This is a genomic window from Bradyrhizobium sp. CCBAU 53415, assembly GCF_028128735.1.
Taxonomy (GTDB): domain Bacteria; phylum Pseudomonadota; class Alphaproteobacteria; order Rhizobiales; family Xanthobacteraceae; genus Bradyrhizobium.
In genome coordinates this window covers 769,739-783,283 of sequence record NZ_LBJF01000026.1, presented here as the reverse complement: position 1 = coordinate 783,283, position 13,545 = coordinate 769,739, and the positions used below count along the sequence as shown (strand labels likewise).

Sequence of the window (13,545 nt, the reverse complement as noted above, 5' to 3'; positions counted from 1 at the left end):
CTCTCCTCCAATTCCGCATCTAGCGGCGGGTTCGGGTGGCGATGATGCCGGGGAGTTGATGCGAACCAGCTAAGGCCGGCAGGAGAATTTTAACGAAAAGTGCCGGCGAAGGCGGAAAGCGGCGGTGGCGGGGTGGGAAGTGCCACCTCAACCTCCGCCGTCGTCCCCTGCGAAAGCAGGGACCCATACCGCGTGGTCTATCGATGTGGGTAGTAGCAGTACCGAACGACAAGTCTTCGCCACACCGCTCCCTGTGGCTATGGGTTCCTGCGCTCCGTGCGCACTAAAGCATGATCCGGAAAAGTGCGAAGCGGTTTTCCGGAAAGATCATGCGCAAACAACAACCTGAAGCACGATGATGATTCATCCGAATCTCATCGCGCTTTAGGCAGGGACAACAGCTGCTTTGTTGCGCTCGTGTGCCCCTCACACCCCCTCCATCTCCCCCGCAGCCTCCGCGTGACCCGGCCGCACCGGCATCGGCACCGTCACGTAGTCCTTCGGCATGTTCACCGGCCGGTAGTCCGGCTCCACCGCCATCCGCTTCAGCACGCTCTCATGCACATGGGCGCCTTCGGGGATGACGCGCGGCTCGCAGTTGGGGATGTAGAAGCCGAGCACCGCCTTCCGCTCCGGCCATTCCTTGTACTTCGCGCTCTTCGGCACATACTCCAGCACGCGCCAGGCTGGCGTCATCGAATCGTGCAATTCGCCCGTCTTCCCCGTGAATGCGGGCTCCACATATTTGAACGGCGAGTTCTTGCGCTGGACGCCCCAGGCGAGCTGGTTCACCGTGCGCGGGTTGAAGTTCAGTCCGGCCTTCGCGGCTTCCTCGATCATCCAGATCAGCGGATATTTCGACTCCCCGCTTTCGGCCTCCGGATAGCCGCCGCCGACGTCGCTGTGCACGCCGGCGAACCACACCTGCAGGATGTCCTGCGGCACCTTCTTCTCGTCGGGGACGTAGCGGTTGCTCCAGAAGTCCTGCGGCTGGCGGTACTGCTTCAGGCGGAACATGCAGCGCCGCTCGTCGATCGCGATCGCCTGCCGGAAGATCCTGACGCTCGGATTACGCAGCGTGAAGGCGAGCTCCTCCAGGCTGAACACGAAGAAGAAATTGTCACGCCGCGGCACGATCACGCTCGCCACCGTGTCCCACACGCCGATGAAGTGGATGGTCGGCCAGCGCGTCGAGGTGATGCGCGCGAACTGCGCGGCGAGGTCGAATTCGTCCTTCGGCAGCGGCCCGCTCTCGTCGAAAGCGACGTCCTTGAGGTCCTCGATGTCGTTGCCGCGCCCGGTGCCGGAATATTGCTTGTAGGCGACGAGGCCCGAGCCTGCGAGGTTCTCCTGCTCCGGCGAGATCAGGCCGATCTTGTGGATCAGCCCCGCCAGCACGCGAACCGTGTAGGCCCCGCGCGAGAAGCCGAACAGGTAGATCCTGTCGCCGGGCGCATAATGCTCGACCAGGAAGCAATAGGCCGAGAGCACGTTGTCATCGAGCCCGTAGCCGGTGGCGAGCCCCAGCACCAGGTTGACGTTGGCCTTGATCCGGTGCCACGTCGACGGCTCCGTCACCGTGCCGACCCCGGGATCGTAGAACACCATCTGCCGCGGCGAGGTCTTGTCCGTCTTGCGCAGGCAGCGATACAGCTTCAGGACGTTGGAGATGTTCTCCGAGATCTCGTTGCCGGTCCCGTCACAGCAGATGACGAGGTGTTTCGGATCTAGCTTGCGGTCGGTGTCGTGCGCGGGCTCCATGGGATGCGCTCCGGGTGATGCTACCGGGGCGAGTATAGCGAAATTGGATGGCAGCGAGGAGGCGGCGTCGCCGGCACCCGGTCCATGGCCGCATCGTCTGTTGACATTAACCCTTTGTTAACCATGCCGTCGCCTAATGTTGACGATGGGGGTCACCATGTCGGCCCATGTGACGCGACGGAAATTGATGCCTGTTTCGGCCGATCCGGCCATCCGGTCGGTGGCGAGGCTGGCGGTTCGCGCCAAGGCCGTCCTACAGGTCAAAACGCCTGTCCTACGGAGCAAAGCCATGTTCGCAAGGGACGACTTAGTGGACAATCTCAGCCGCGATCTCGATCGCGCGCGCGGAAGACGCGATGCGCTCGCATCCGAAGCCACGACCCTGACGGCCCAGATCGCCGAAATTGAAGCCCGCCTTTCGGAGGAGAAGAAAAGGCGGGAACGTGAGCGCGTCCTGAGCGAGATCGAAGCAATCAAGGCACGAATCAAGCAAGCCGCCGGCGCGTTTGCACCCGTCGTTGACGGTCTCTCCAGGGCGGTCGAGCAGGCTGCGGCGGTTGTGCCCGAGGCGCGTGAGCTCAATAGTTTCCTGGTGTCGGTGGCGACCGAGATCGACAGCGTGCTCGATCCCCTGTTGCGCGAACTGGATCAGCGCGCGGATGCGGTGCGAACCGGACACGCCGCGCTGGACCTGCCGAGTTCGGCCATTGAAGCGCCGCCCATCGAGCTGCCAAAGGACACCAACGAGCGCCTGCTTCGTTTTCCGGCGTGGCTGTCCCGCGACAAGGAGACGGACAAGAAGGAAGCAGCGGAGAGCCCGCGCAGCACGGCAGCTTGAAGCCTCGGCGCGCTGCGCGGCTCGAAAGCTTGTCTGCTGACGTTCGGAGCGAGTCCCCAACCCTCTCCCGCAAGCGCGGGAGCGCGCGCCTCGTCCTTCGAGACGACCGCTTTCAGCAGTCTCCTCAGGATGAGGCTAAGCAGCATCGGAGCCTGTTGAAACTGGCGCAGCGCCCTCGATCCTCATCCTGAGGGCCCGCCAACGGCGGGCGTCTCGAAGGATGGCCACAGGCGAGATCGCTCCATATACGATACCCCTGCCCGCAAGCGAGGGAGGGAGGGAGCGCACCTCCTTCACCGCTCAGTTGGCGGCGCGGCGCAGGAAGGCCGGGATATCGAGAACGGCCTCGTCGGGCGCATTGCGCGCAGGGGCGCGGCCGTAAGGATCGAGCGGCTGAAGCGCCGCCTGCCGCGCAGAATCCAGGCCCGGCCTTGCCGGCGGCCCCACGGGGTGGTGCGGCTGCGGGCGGAGCGGCGGGCTTACCGCCTGCGGAAGGGGGGCACTGCGCTCGATGCGATCGGCGATGCGACGGCCGTCGTTGCGCAGCCTGCCGGCGAGCTGGGTGAGCGCGGTTTCCACCGGCAGCGCCTGCGCCGCGTCGAGATTATCGATTCCGGTCGCCACCACCGAGACGCGGACGATGCCTTCGAGGCTTTCGTCGAACGACGCGCCGACGATGATGTTGGCGTCCGGGTCGGCCTCGTCGCGAATGCGGGTCGCGGCTTCGTCGACCTCGTACAGCATCAGATCCTTGCCGCCGGTGATGGAGATGATGAGGCCGCTGGCGCGCTTGATCGAGGGGTTCTCGATCAGCGGATTGGAGATCGCGGCCACGGCGGCGGCGAGCACGCGCTTCTCGCCGGAAGCCTCGCCCCGTCCCATCATGGCCTTGCCCTTCTCCTTCATGACGGAGAGCACGTCGGCAAAATCGAGATTGATCAGCCCTTCCTTGACGATGAGGTCGCTGATGCAGGCCACGCCCGAATAAAGCACCTGGTCGGCAAGGGCGAAGGCATCGGCGAACGTGGTCTTCTCGCTGGCCACCCGGAACAGGTTCTGGTTCGGGATGATCAGGAGGGTGTCGACCGTCTTCAGCAACTCCTCGATGCCGGCTTCGGCAAAGCGCATGCGGCGCTGGCCCTCGAAGTAGAACGGCTTGGTGACCACGCCGATGGTGAGAATGCCGAGCTCGCGCGCGATTCTGGCGACGACGGGTGCAGCCCCGGTGCCGGTACCCCCGCCCATGCCAGCCGTCACGAACACCATGTGCGCGCCGGTCAATTGCTCGCGGATCGTGTCGATCGCCTCTTCGGCTGCGGCGCGTCCCAGTTCCGGCTGCGAGCCGGCGCCGAGGCCTGCGGTCACCCTTGTGCCGAGCTGGATGAGGCGCGTGGCCTTCGACATCGCCAGCGCCTGCGCGTCGGTGTTGGCGACCACGAACTCGACCCCCTGCAGCCCGGCCGTGATCATGTTGTTGACGGCATTGCCGCCGGCGCCGCCGACGCCGAACACGACGATGCGGGCCTTCATTTCATGGATATCGATATTCCCAGCCATTTTTCCCTCACGATTAGTCCGGCGAGCCGGGGATCAAAGAAAGTCTCGCGTGCGGGCGGCGCGGTCCGCTTGCACGATGAAGGCGGCCAGATGCCCCAACCGACGCGCCGCCTGTCCCGCGATCGAGCCGCCAGGGCGGCGACCGCTCCGCAACGCCGCCATTTCGTCTTCCAGTTGTGCCGCCCACGCATTGACGGCCCTGGTCTCGGCGGTCGCCTGCAGCAGCGCGACGGCGAGGCGGTCGGCGCGCTCCCGTTCGCGCTCGAACACGGCCCTGTAGGCGGCTGCGACGTCTCCGAGCCGCGCGATCTCCGCCTTGAAGGCCCGGGTCTCAGAAGCGTTTTCGAGCGAAGTGGATACCGGTTCGCGTGAAGAAAACGCGTCAGAACAAGAATCTGGAGCCCCGTTCCGACTCCGTCGGAACGGAAATGGCTCCATCGCCTCGGTCTTCGCCATGGAGGCATCGACGGGGTCTGCCCGGCGGCCCTTTCGCGGGCGGGGCGTGTACCGGAGCGCGGAGAAATCAACCCTCACCAGGGCCTTGCCGCCCTCCGAGCGCGAGCGCGGCAGGCGGCGACGTCTCGCCAGCGACCGCGCGGCCTCGCGCGAGATATCGAGGCGGGCACTGAGATCGGCATACGTCAACAACGCAACGCACATCGGCGCTTCTCCTGGAGCGAACCGGGAAGGCATTTCGAGCTAGTGATGGCTGGACGATGACAGCAGGCTAGGGTGCGTTGGTTAATGGACGGTTAACCGCGCGCGGTGCTGTTTACGGGTGGCGCTGCGGTGCCGGCCGCCGGACGCGCAGGGCACAATGTGCCGCGGCTGCGTCCTGTCCGTCTTGCGCAGGCAGCGATAGAGCTTCAGGACGTTGGAGATGTTCTCGCTGATCTCGTTGCCGGTGCCGTCACAGCAGATGACGAGGTTTTTCGCGGCTGGGCTGGCTGCGTGCTCCATGGGATGCGCCTCCGGGGTGATGCTACCGGGGCGAATATAGCGGAAGCCAAGAAAAGGTGTGAGACACTTGCTCCTCGAGCCCAACCAGAAATCCGGAGCACGCGAAACTGTCGATGATGTCAAAATTCATCATCGGATCATCTTAAGCGTCGTTTAGCGCTGGGTTGATGAATTTCGCAAGGTAGTTGCGAGGCACTACTCAATAATCATCGCCAAGGGGTTCGCGGTGACAGTGGGGTCGCAGGAGGAGCATGATGCTGGACCTACCCCGATCATTGCTGAAGAATTCAGGCTGTTGCAGGCTGATCCAGATGAAGAGGGGAATCGGATCGCTCCTTATGTATACGTAGGAAAGTTATCCGACGTTGCTCACTTCCGAGTTGTAGCGACGAAATCAAACTGCTTCTTGAAAGCCCGCAAAACAAAAACGGCCGGATCTTCCGATCCGGCCGCAACGCAAACTCTTACCGGCTAAGCCTACGCCACGCGACGCAACCTAGCCCCCGCCCAAATTCCGAGAATCTCAGCTGGCCTGCTTCGCCGGCGCGGTGTCGCCGACCTTCTTCTGGATGGCGCGCTTCAGCTCGAGGGCGCGCGGCGACAGATTGTCGGCGTTGGCCTTGAGCAGGAAGGGGTCGAGGCCGCCATTGTGGTCGACGCTCTTGACCGCGTTGGTGGAGACGCGCAGGCGCACGTTGCGCCCGAGGGCTTCCGACTGGAACGTCACGTTGACGAGGTTCGGCAGGAAGCGGCGCTTGGTCTTGATGTTGGAGTGGCTGACCTTGTGGCCGACGAGGGGGCCCTTGGCCGTCAGTTCGCAGCGGCGAGACATGGCAAAAATCCTTATCCTGAACCCCCAACGATCTGCGGCCGCCATTCGGGGCGCCACGGGGGCAAATTCTTTCGTCCTTGCAGGGAGCGGGCGGACGTATAGGGGGGAAGGGGCCTTGCGTCAAGCGACGGGCCGTTTTTGGCCCGTCGTCCCGGGGCGGGCGGAGCCCGAACCCGGGATCTCGCGCTTCGCAACAGGTGTCATCGCCCGGCTTGCCGCCTTCGCCAAGGCTTCGGCGGGCCGAGCACCCCTGTGGGCCTCGGCGTAGCCCTTGGCGGAGCCGGGACCGGGCGATCCAGTACACCGAGACGGCTGTGGTCGGCCAGAGGGGCCGCGGCGTACTGGATGCCCCGGTCGAGCCGGGGCATGACGGTGGAATGTGGGGAGAGAGGATTACCTCCCGATCACCAAAACGGCAATGATTGTCGCGCCTTACCATCACATAAAGGGCGTATTCGCCGCCGAAATATCAGCTGGAGTTCCGACCCCGACAGGTCCGGACACATTGTTTGCCGCGGTTTTTGGTTTAAGTAACAGCGCATCGCGCCCCGATTGGATTGTTTCGTGCCTGCAACGTCGCATTTTGCGCAAGACCTGCGCCCGGCCAGTCCGCGCCCGGCGCGCTGGCTGGCTGCCATTTGCGCGCTGGCCCTGGCTTGGGGCCTGGCGTGGGGCGCGGTGCCGGCGGCGGCGCAGGGCAAGCTCGAGGCGCAGTATGAGGCTTCGCTCGCCGGCATTCCCGTCGGCAAGGGCGGCTGGAACATCGACATCCAGGACGACGTGTTTTCGGCGGCGGCCGCGGGCGGCACCACGGGGCTGCTGAAATCGTTCACGGGCGGGTCCGGCACCGGCGCCAGCCAGGGGCGCGTCGTCGGCGGCGCGCTGGTGGCGACCGGCTACCAGGCCTCCACCACCACCCAGAAGAAGACCGAAGAGATCCGCATCACGCTCGACAAGGGCAATGTGAAGGACTTTGCGATCCTGCCGGAGCCGCCGGTCGATCCGGACCGCATCGTCGTCACCGACGCCCATCGCCGCGGCGTCTGGGACCCGATGACGGCCTCGCTGCTGCGCGTGCCCGGCACCGGCGATCCTGTCTCGCCCGAGGCCTGCCACAGCTCGGCGCCCGTGTTCGACGGCCGCATGCGCTACGACCTCAAGCTCGATTTCAAGCGCATGGAGACCGTGAAGGCCGAAAAGGGCTATCGTGGCCCGGTCGTGGTCTGCGCGATCTATTTCGTGCCTGTCGCCGGCTACATCCCCGACCGTCCCGTGATCAAATACCTCGCCGCCCAGCGCAACATGGAGATCGCGTTCGCCCCCGTCGCCGGCACGCGCATCCTGGTCCCGTTCTGGCTGAAAGTGCCGACGCCGCTCGGGCCCGCCATGCTGGAAGCGACGAGCTTCATCACCACAGCCCAGCCGCCAAGGGTGGCGAAGACGCAGTAAAAGCCGTAGCGGCGGTCCGCGTTTACCCTCCCCTGGAGGGGTCCGGGACGAGCGTAGCTCGCCCGTGGGTCGATCGCGCGCAGCGCGAGCGGGGTGGGGTGATCTCTCCGCACGGAGACTGCCCGAATGGAGAGATCACCCCACCCCGACGCCCATGTCGCTGCGCTCCCTGTGCGCCGACCCTCCCCCTCCAGGGGAGGGTAAGGGAATCTTCGCAAAATCAATGACTTACCTACTGTGCATGGGGTTGTTTTCGCACTTTTTGTTCTGGCCTGTCTTGCCAGGTCTCGCCCGGCGGGAATCCATTTGACTCCTCTCCGATTCTGATTCGACTCCGCGCCGTCCCCAGCTTTAAGGAATTCGCCCTTCACACGCCGCTTGCGCGGCGGCCCGAACCTCCATCTAGTGCGCAGCCAACACGAGTCCCGCGACATGTTGCGTGAACGGAACGGGACTCAACGGGGAGTCAGCGATTCGGCCGCGATTCGTTCTAGAGTCGTTCCGAAGCTTAAAGCGAACGGGAAAAACGTCGCAAAGTGAGACAGTTGCGGAAGGTTCGGGGAGGGCCGCCACATGCTCCACTGTCATGCCCCGGCTTGACCGGGGCATCCAGTACGCCGCGGCTTCTCGGCTCAATCATTGCCGTCTCTGGAATACTGGATCGCCCGGTCGAGCCGGGCGATGACAGCGGTAGGCGTATTTGGCGCCAGCCCCCGGCCCGCCCCATTGCAGCACTGACATTCGCCCAAATCGCCACTACCTAATCGCCCAGACATGGCCTTTTCCTCCTCCCCCTTCGCTTCCGAGCGCGCCCTTCACGATCGAGTGCCTGGCGCGGGCGTCACCGCGGTGCTCGGGCCGACCAACACCGGCAAGACCCATCTCGCCATCGAGCGGATGCTCGCGCATCCCTCGGGCATGATCGGCCTGCCGCTGCGCCTGCTCGCGCGCGAGGTCTACAACAAGATCGCCGACAGGGCGGGCGCCGCCAGCGTCGCGCTCGTCACCGGCGAGGAGAAGATCAAGCCGAAGAATCCGCGCTATTGGGTCTCGACCGTCGAGGCGATGCCGCGCGACATCGACGTCTCTTTCCTCGCCGTCGACGAGGTCCAGATCGCGAGCGATCTCGAACGCGGCCACGTCTTCACCGATCGCATCCTCAACCGCCGCGGCCGCGACGAGACGCTGCTGCTGGGCGCCGCCACCATGCGTCCGATCATCGAGCGGCTACTGCCGGGCGTGTCCATGATCACGCGGCCGCGCCTGTCCAGCCTCGAATTCGCCGGCGACCGCAAGATCACGCGCCAGCCGCGCCGCACCGCCATCGTCGCGTTCTCGGCGGATGAAGTCTACGCCATCGCCGAGTTGATCCGCCGCCAGCATGGCGGCGCCGCCGTGGTGCTGGGATCGCTCTCGCCCCGCACCCGCAACGCGCAGGTCGCGATGTTCCAGAACGGCGACGTCGACTATCTCGTCGCCACCGACGCCGTCGGCATGGGCCTCAATCTCGACGTCGACCACGTCGCCTTCGCCTCCGACCGCAAGTTCGACGGCTACCAGTTCCGCCGCCTGACGCCGTCGGAATTCGCGCAGATCGCCGGCCGCGCCGGGCGCGCCACCCGCAACGGCACCTTCGGCACCACGGGCCGCTGCGCGCCGTTCGAGCCCGAGCTGGTCAACGCGCTGCAGAACCACACCTTCGATGCCGTGAAGGTGCTGCAATGGCGCAATTCGAAGCTGGATTTCTCCTCGCTCGGCGCGCTGCAGGTGTCGCTGAACCTCGCCCCCGGCCACGAGACGCTGACGCGCGCGCCTGTTGCCGAGGACATGCGCGTGCTCGACCACGCCACCCGCGACGGCGAGGTGCGCGATATCGCGCATGGCAAGGCCGCCGTGGAACGGCTCTGGGAAGCCTGCCAGGTCCCGGACTACAGAAAGCTGTCGCCGGCCGCCCATGCCGAGCTGGTGACGACGCTGTACGGCTTCCTGATGCGGAAGGGCTGCATCCCGGATGCCTGGTTCGAGTCCCAGGTCACCCAGGCCGACCGCATCGACGGCGACATCGACACGCTGTCGGCCCGAATCGCCCAGATCCGCACCTGGACCTTCGTCGCCAACCGCCCGGACTGGCTGAGGGACCCCGAGCGCTGGCAGGGGATCACGCGGGAGGTCGAAAATAAATTATCGGATGCGCTCCATGAACGCTTGACTGAGCGTTTCGTTGATCGCCGGACCAGTGTATTGATGCGCCGCCTGCGGGAGAACACGAGCTTGAATACTGAAATCGGCAAGACCGGCGAAGTCATCGTCGAAGGCCATGTCATCGGCCGCCTCGACGGCTTCACCTTTGCACCGGATGCGGCGGAAGCCGGCTCCGATGCGAAAGCCTTGCAGGCTGCAGCGCAAGCGGTGCTCGCCGGCGAGATCAACGCGCGCGCCGAGAAGCTCGGCAATGCGCCGGACGAGCAGTTCGTGCTGACCTCCGAAGGCATCATCCGCTGGACCGGCGATGCCGTGGCGCGGCTGTCCGCCGCAGACGAGGCGCTGCATCCGCGCATCCGCATCATCTCCGACGAGCGCCTGACCGGCGGTCCCCGCGACAAGGTGCAGGCGCGGCTCGAGCTCTGGCTCAAGACCCATATCGAAAAACTGCTCGGGCCGATGTTCGAGCTGTCGAAGGCCGAGGACGTCACCGGCATTGCCCGCGGCATCGCCTATCAGCTGGTCGAGGCGCTCGGCGTGCTCGAGCGTCCCAGGATCGCGAACGAGCTGAAGGATCTCGACCAGCCCTCGCGCGCCGTGTTGCGGAAATACGGCGTCCGCTTCGGCGCCTACCACATCTATTTCCCCGGTCTGCTCAAGCCCGCCGCGCGCGCGCTGGCCGCGCTGCTCTGGGCGCTGAAGCAGGACAATATCGATCTCTCCGCGCTGTCGGGCGCGCAGCATCTGGCGTCTTCGGGCCGCACCTCGTTCCCGGTCGACAAGCAGCTGCCGCGCGATGCCTATCGCGTGCTCGGCTACAAGCAGGCCGGCGAGCGCGCGGTGCGCGTCGACATCCTGGAGCGGCTGGCCGATCTGATCCGCCCGGCGCTGGCGTGGCGCGAGAACTCGCCCGGCGAAAAGCCCGCCGGCGCATTCGACGGCCGCAGCTTCGTCGTCACGCAGGCGATGACCTCGCTGACGGGTTCGGCCGGCGAGGACTTCGCCTCCGTGCTGCGCGCGCTCGGCTATCGCATGGAGAAGCGTCCGCCGCTGCCGCAGAAGCCCGTCGTCACCGAAACGGTTGCGGCCGAGACGCCGCCTGCCGAGGGCAGCGCGGAGACCGAGACCGCGGCGGAGGCCGTCGCCGGCCTGCCGCTGGAGGCGACTGCATCGACCGAAGCCGCTATCGAAGCCGTCACGGTCGAAGACGCGCCCGGCATGGAGCCGCAGGACGAGCCCGCCCATGAGGAGCCGGCGCTCGAAGTGTCTCCCGAGGCCCCTGTCACGCCCGAAGATGCCCCCGGCATCGCGCCGCCGGCGGAAGAGGCCGCGACGTCCGCCGAGGCTGCCGGGCTCGAAGCCGCCGCCGCCGAGACGGCCGCGACCGAAGCTGCGGCATCGCCGGACGCTGCCGCGCCTGAGGCGGCAGTCGCGCCGGCAGAGCCCGAGCTGGTCGAGGTCTGGCGCCCGGCCGGCCGTCACGAGGACCGCAAGCCGCGCCACGAGCGCCATCGCCACCAGCGTCACCATCAGCCGCGTCCGCAGGCGGGGGCCGAGGCTGGCGCGGCTGCGCCTGGCGAAGCCGCCGAAGGCGCCAAGCCGGGCGAGCGGCATCGTGGCGGTCATCATCGCAAGGATTTCCGCAAGGGCCGCGAAAACGGCGAGGGCGGCGAACGGAATCGCGGTTTCCAGGGCAGGGATCGTGACAAGGATCGCGACAAGGATCGCAATCGCGACAAGGGCAAGTTCGGCGGAGAACGCGACAAGGGCCGCGACAACCGCGGCCGTGACCGCGACAAGGGACGCGACCGCCAGGGCGGTCCGTCGCTCCGTCCCTATGCCTCGAGCGCAAGCCCGCGCGAGCGCGATCGTCCCGCCGATCCAAACTCGCCCTTCGCCAAGCTCGCCGCACTGAAAGAGCAGCTGTCCGGCCGGAAGGAATAGCAGGCGTTTTCAAGCGACGTGCGGAGCGGCGTGACGAGAACGCGTCGAAAGGAATAGAGCCACGACGACCGAGCGGCAGCGCCTCGACAAATGGCTGTGGCATGCGCGGGTGGTGAAGGCGCGCACCTCCGCCGCCGAGCTGGTCGTCACAGGGCACGTCCGCATCAACGGCGCGCGTGAGACCTCGCCGGGGCATGCGGTCAAGATCGGCGACGTGCTCACCATCGCGCTCGACCGCACGGTGCGCGTGTTGAGAGTGACAAGCTTTAGCGAACGCCGCGGCGATGCTGCCTCGGCACGGGTGCTCTACGAAGAGCTCGGGATGCGCAATTAATTGCGCATCCCATTCATTTCTTGGTCGATCAAACACACAAAGCCGTCATGATCGGGCCTTCCCGACCTTGCAGCGCAGGGCCATCCGCGCTAGGCAAGCCGCGACTTCTAAAAGAGCTTTTCGGAGCGTTGGATGACTTACGTCGTCACTGAAAACTGCATCAAGTGCAAGTACACCGACTGCGTCGAGGTCTGCCCGGTCGACTGCTTCTACGAGGGCGACAACATGCTCGTCATCCACCCCGACGAGTGCATCGATTGCGGCGTGTGCGAGCCGGAATGCCCCGCCGACGCCATCAAGCCGGACACGGAACCGGGCCTGGAAAAGTGGCTTCAGGTCAACGCCGAATACGCCAAGAGCTGGCCGAACATCACCCAGAAGAAAGAATCACCTGCTGACGCCAAGGAGTTCGACGGGATGGATGGCAAGTTCGAGAAATATTTTTCTCCGAACCCCGGCTCCGGCGACTAATTCGGGCCCAAACTTAACCCTAATAGCGCCGCTTCAGCCGAAAACCAGCCCTCAAGACCCCTAAATCATTGATTTTTGCGGGAAATGTGCTATATTGGGCACATTAAGCCGAACCCCGTCAGCCCCGTTGGCCCCTCTGGGTTCCCGTGAAACCAAATGTCGAACAGGGGCGTGGCAGTTTCCGCGCGCAGGCTGTGTCACAGAAAACGCGTAAAAAGAGTACTTCAGCGAGGGCTTCCCATAAGGAGGCCAAAAAAGTCGCCGCGGCCAGCCGTAGCGCATCCAAGGGTCGGACCGCGACGAAGGCGCCGGCTGCAAAGTCCTCGAAGAACAAAAGAAGCGCAATGCCTAACAAGACTGCCAAACCGGCCGCCAAAGCGACCGCTGTCAAGCCTGTTGCTGCCAAGCCCGCTGCTGCCACCAAGGCTCCCGCTGCCAAGCCGGTGACCGCCAAGGCTCCCGTTGCCAAGCCCGCGACGAAGGCCCCTGTTGCCGCTGCGCCTGCCAAGGCTCCCGTGGCCGCCAAGCCGGCGGTCAAGCCTGCTGCTGCGCCGAAGGTCGAGGAAAAGAAGGTCGTGACCCAGCGTCAGGGCTTCAAGGCCAACGAGTTCGTCGTCTATCCCGCCCACGGCGTCGGCCAGATCCTGGCCATCGAGGAGCAGGAGATCGCCGGTGCGAAGCTCGAGCTGTTCGTCATCAACTTCATCAAGGACAAGATGACGCTGCGCGTCCCGACCGCCAAGGTCGCGAACGTCGGCATGCGCAAGCTGTCCGACCCGGTGCTGGTCAAGAAGGCGCTGGAGACGCTCAAGGGCCGCGCCCGCGTCAAGCGCACCATGTGGTCGCGCCGCGCCCAGGAATACGAAGCGAAGATCAATTCGGGCGACATCGTCGCGATCGCGGAAGTCGTGCGCGATCTCTATCGCTCGGAGTCGCAACCGGAGCAGTCGTATTCGGAACGCCAGCTCTATGAAGCGGCGCTCGACCGTCTCTCCCGCGAGATCGCGGTGGTGCAGCACTCGACCGAGACCGAAGCGGTCAAGGAGATCGAGGCCCAGCTCGCCAAGAGCCCGCGCCGCGCCAGCGCCAAGGCGGAAGCCGCCGACGGCGAGGGCGACACGGATACCGAGGGCGATACCGATGATACCGATGGCGACGACACCACCGTCGCCGACGAGGCGGCGTAAGCAGCCTGGT

General features: G+C 65.5%; 10 protein-coding genes and 1 pseudogene. 6 read left to right on the top strand and 5 right to left on the bottom strand.

All coding sequences use genetic code 11. The features are described 5' to 3' along the window. Nucleotides 1-426 precede the first annotated feature (426 nt). On the bottom strand, nucleotides 427-1,761 hold the full coding sequence (locus XH87_RS27845) for a DUF2235 domain-containing protein (RefSeq protein WP_271589677.1): 1,335 nt from the start codon (nucleotides 1,759-1,761) through the stop codon (nucleotides 427-429). A gap of 187 nt (nucleotides 1,762-1,948) precedes the next feature. Between XH87_RS27845 and XH87_RS27840 the strand changes: the two genes are divergently transcribed. Beyond that, a complete protein-coding gene (locus tag XH87_RS27840) occupies nucleotides 1,949-2,599 on the top strand; it encodes a hypothetical protein (RefSeq protein ID WP_271589676.1) in 651 nt (216 codons plus the stop codon). 300 nt (nucleotides 2,600-2,899) lie between these two features. Here XH87_RS27840 and ftsZ read toward each other — a convergent pair whose 3' ends face one another. The 4 genes from ftsZ to rpmB all read right to left on the bottom strand — a co-directional run bounded on the left by ftsZ (nucleotide 2,900) and on the right by rpmB (nucleotide 5,948). Then, the gene (gene ftsZ / locus XH87_RS27835) at nucleotides 2,900-4,156 is read right to left on the bottom strand and encodes a cell division protein FtsZ (RefSeq protein WP_271589675.1); all 1,257 of its coding nucleotides are present in this window, start codon (nucleotides 4,154-4,156) and stop codon (nucleotides 2,900-2,902) included. Nucleotides 4,157-4,189: 33 nt separating this feature from the next. Continuing rightward, nucleotides 4,190-4,816 carry a hypothetical protein gene (locus XH87_RS27830; RefSeq protein WP_271589674.1) on the bottom strand — a complete coding sequence of 209 codons (627 nt, stop codon included), beginning with the start codon at nucleotides 4,814-4,816 and terminating at the stop codon, nucleotides 4,190-4,192. 81 nt (nucleotides 4,817-4,897) lie between these two features. Continuing rightward, nucleotides 4,898-5,116, bottom strand: coding sequence for a phospholipase effector Tle1 domain-containing protein (locus XH87_RS27825; protein ID WP_333909200.1), 219 nt, complete (start codon nucleotides 5,114-5,116; stop codon nucleotides 4,898-4,900). Nucleotides 5,117-5,639: 523 nt separating this feature from the next. Continuing rightward, complete coding sequence (gene rpmB, locus XH87_RS27820; protein WP_131872631.1) at nucleotides 5,640-5,948, bottom strand: 50S ribosomal protein L28; 309 nt, start codon at nucleotides 5,946-5,948, stop codon at nucleotides 5,640-5,642. 627 nt (nucleotides 5,949-6,575) lie between these two features. Here rpmB and XH87_RS27815 point away from each other — a divergent pair. The 5 genes and pseudogenes from XH87_RS27815 (at nucleotide 6,576) to XH87_RS27795 (ending at nucleotide 13,535) form a co-directional block, all read left to right on the top strand. Continuing rightward, nucleotides 6,576-7,397, top strand: a complete 822-nt coding sequence (locus XH87_RS27815; protein ID WP_271589763.1) for a DUF3108 domain-containing protein — start codon at nucleotides 6,576-6,578, stop codon at nucleotides 7,395-7,397. Between the two features lie 774 nt (nucleotides 7,398-8,171). Further along, the gene (locus XH87_RS27810) at nucleotides 8,172-11,543 is read left to right on the top strand and encodes a helicase-related protein (protein WP_271589673.1); all 3,372 of its coding nucleotides are present in this window, start codon (nucleotides 8,172-8,174) and stop codon (nucleotides 11,541-11,543) included. 70 nt (nucleotides 11,544-11,613) lie between these two features. Continuing rightward, nucleotides 11,614-11,877, top strand: a pseudogene (locus tag XH87_RS27805) (RNA-binding S4 domain-containing protein); the annotation flags it as partial. A 132-nt stretch (nucleotides 11,878-12,009) separates the two neighbouring features. Beyond that, the gene (fdxA, locus tag XH87_RS27800; RefSeq protein ID WP_035708232.1) at nucleotides 12,010-12,348 is read left to right on the top strand and encodes a ferredoxin FdxA; all 339 of its coding nucleotides are present in this window, start codon (nucleotides 12,010-12,012) and stop codon (nucleotides 12,346-12,348) included. Nucleotides 12,349-12,692: 344 nt separating this feature from the next. Beyond that, nucleotides 12,693-13,535 (top strand): CarD family transcriptional regulator, encoded by an 843-nt coding sequence (locus XH87_RS27795; RefSeq protein ID WP_081492469.1) that lies wholly within the window; start codon nucleotides 12,693-12,695, stop codon nucleotides 13,533-13,535. Nucleotides 13,536-13,545 lie beyond the last annotated feature (10 nt).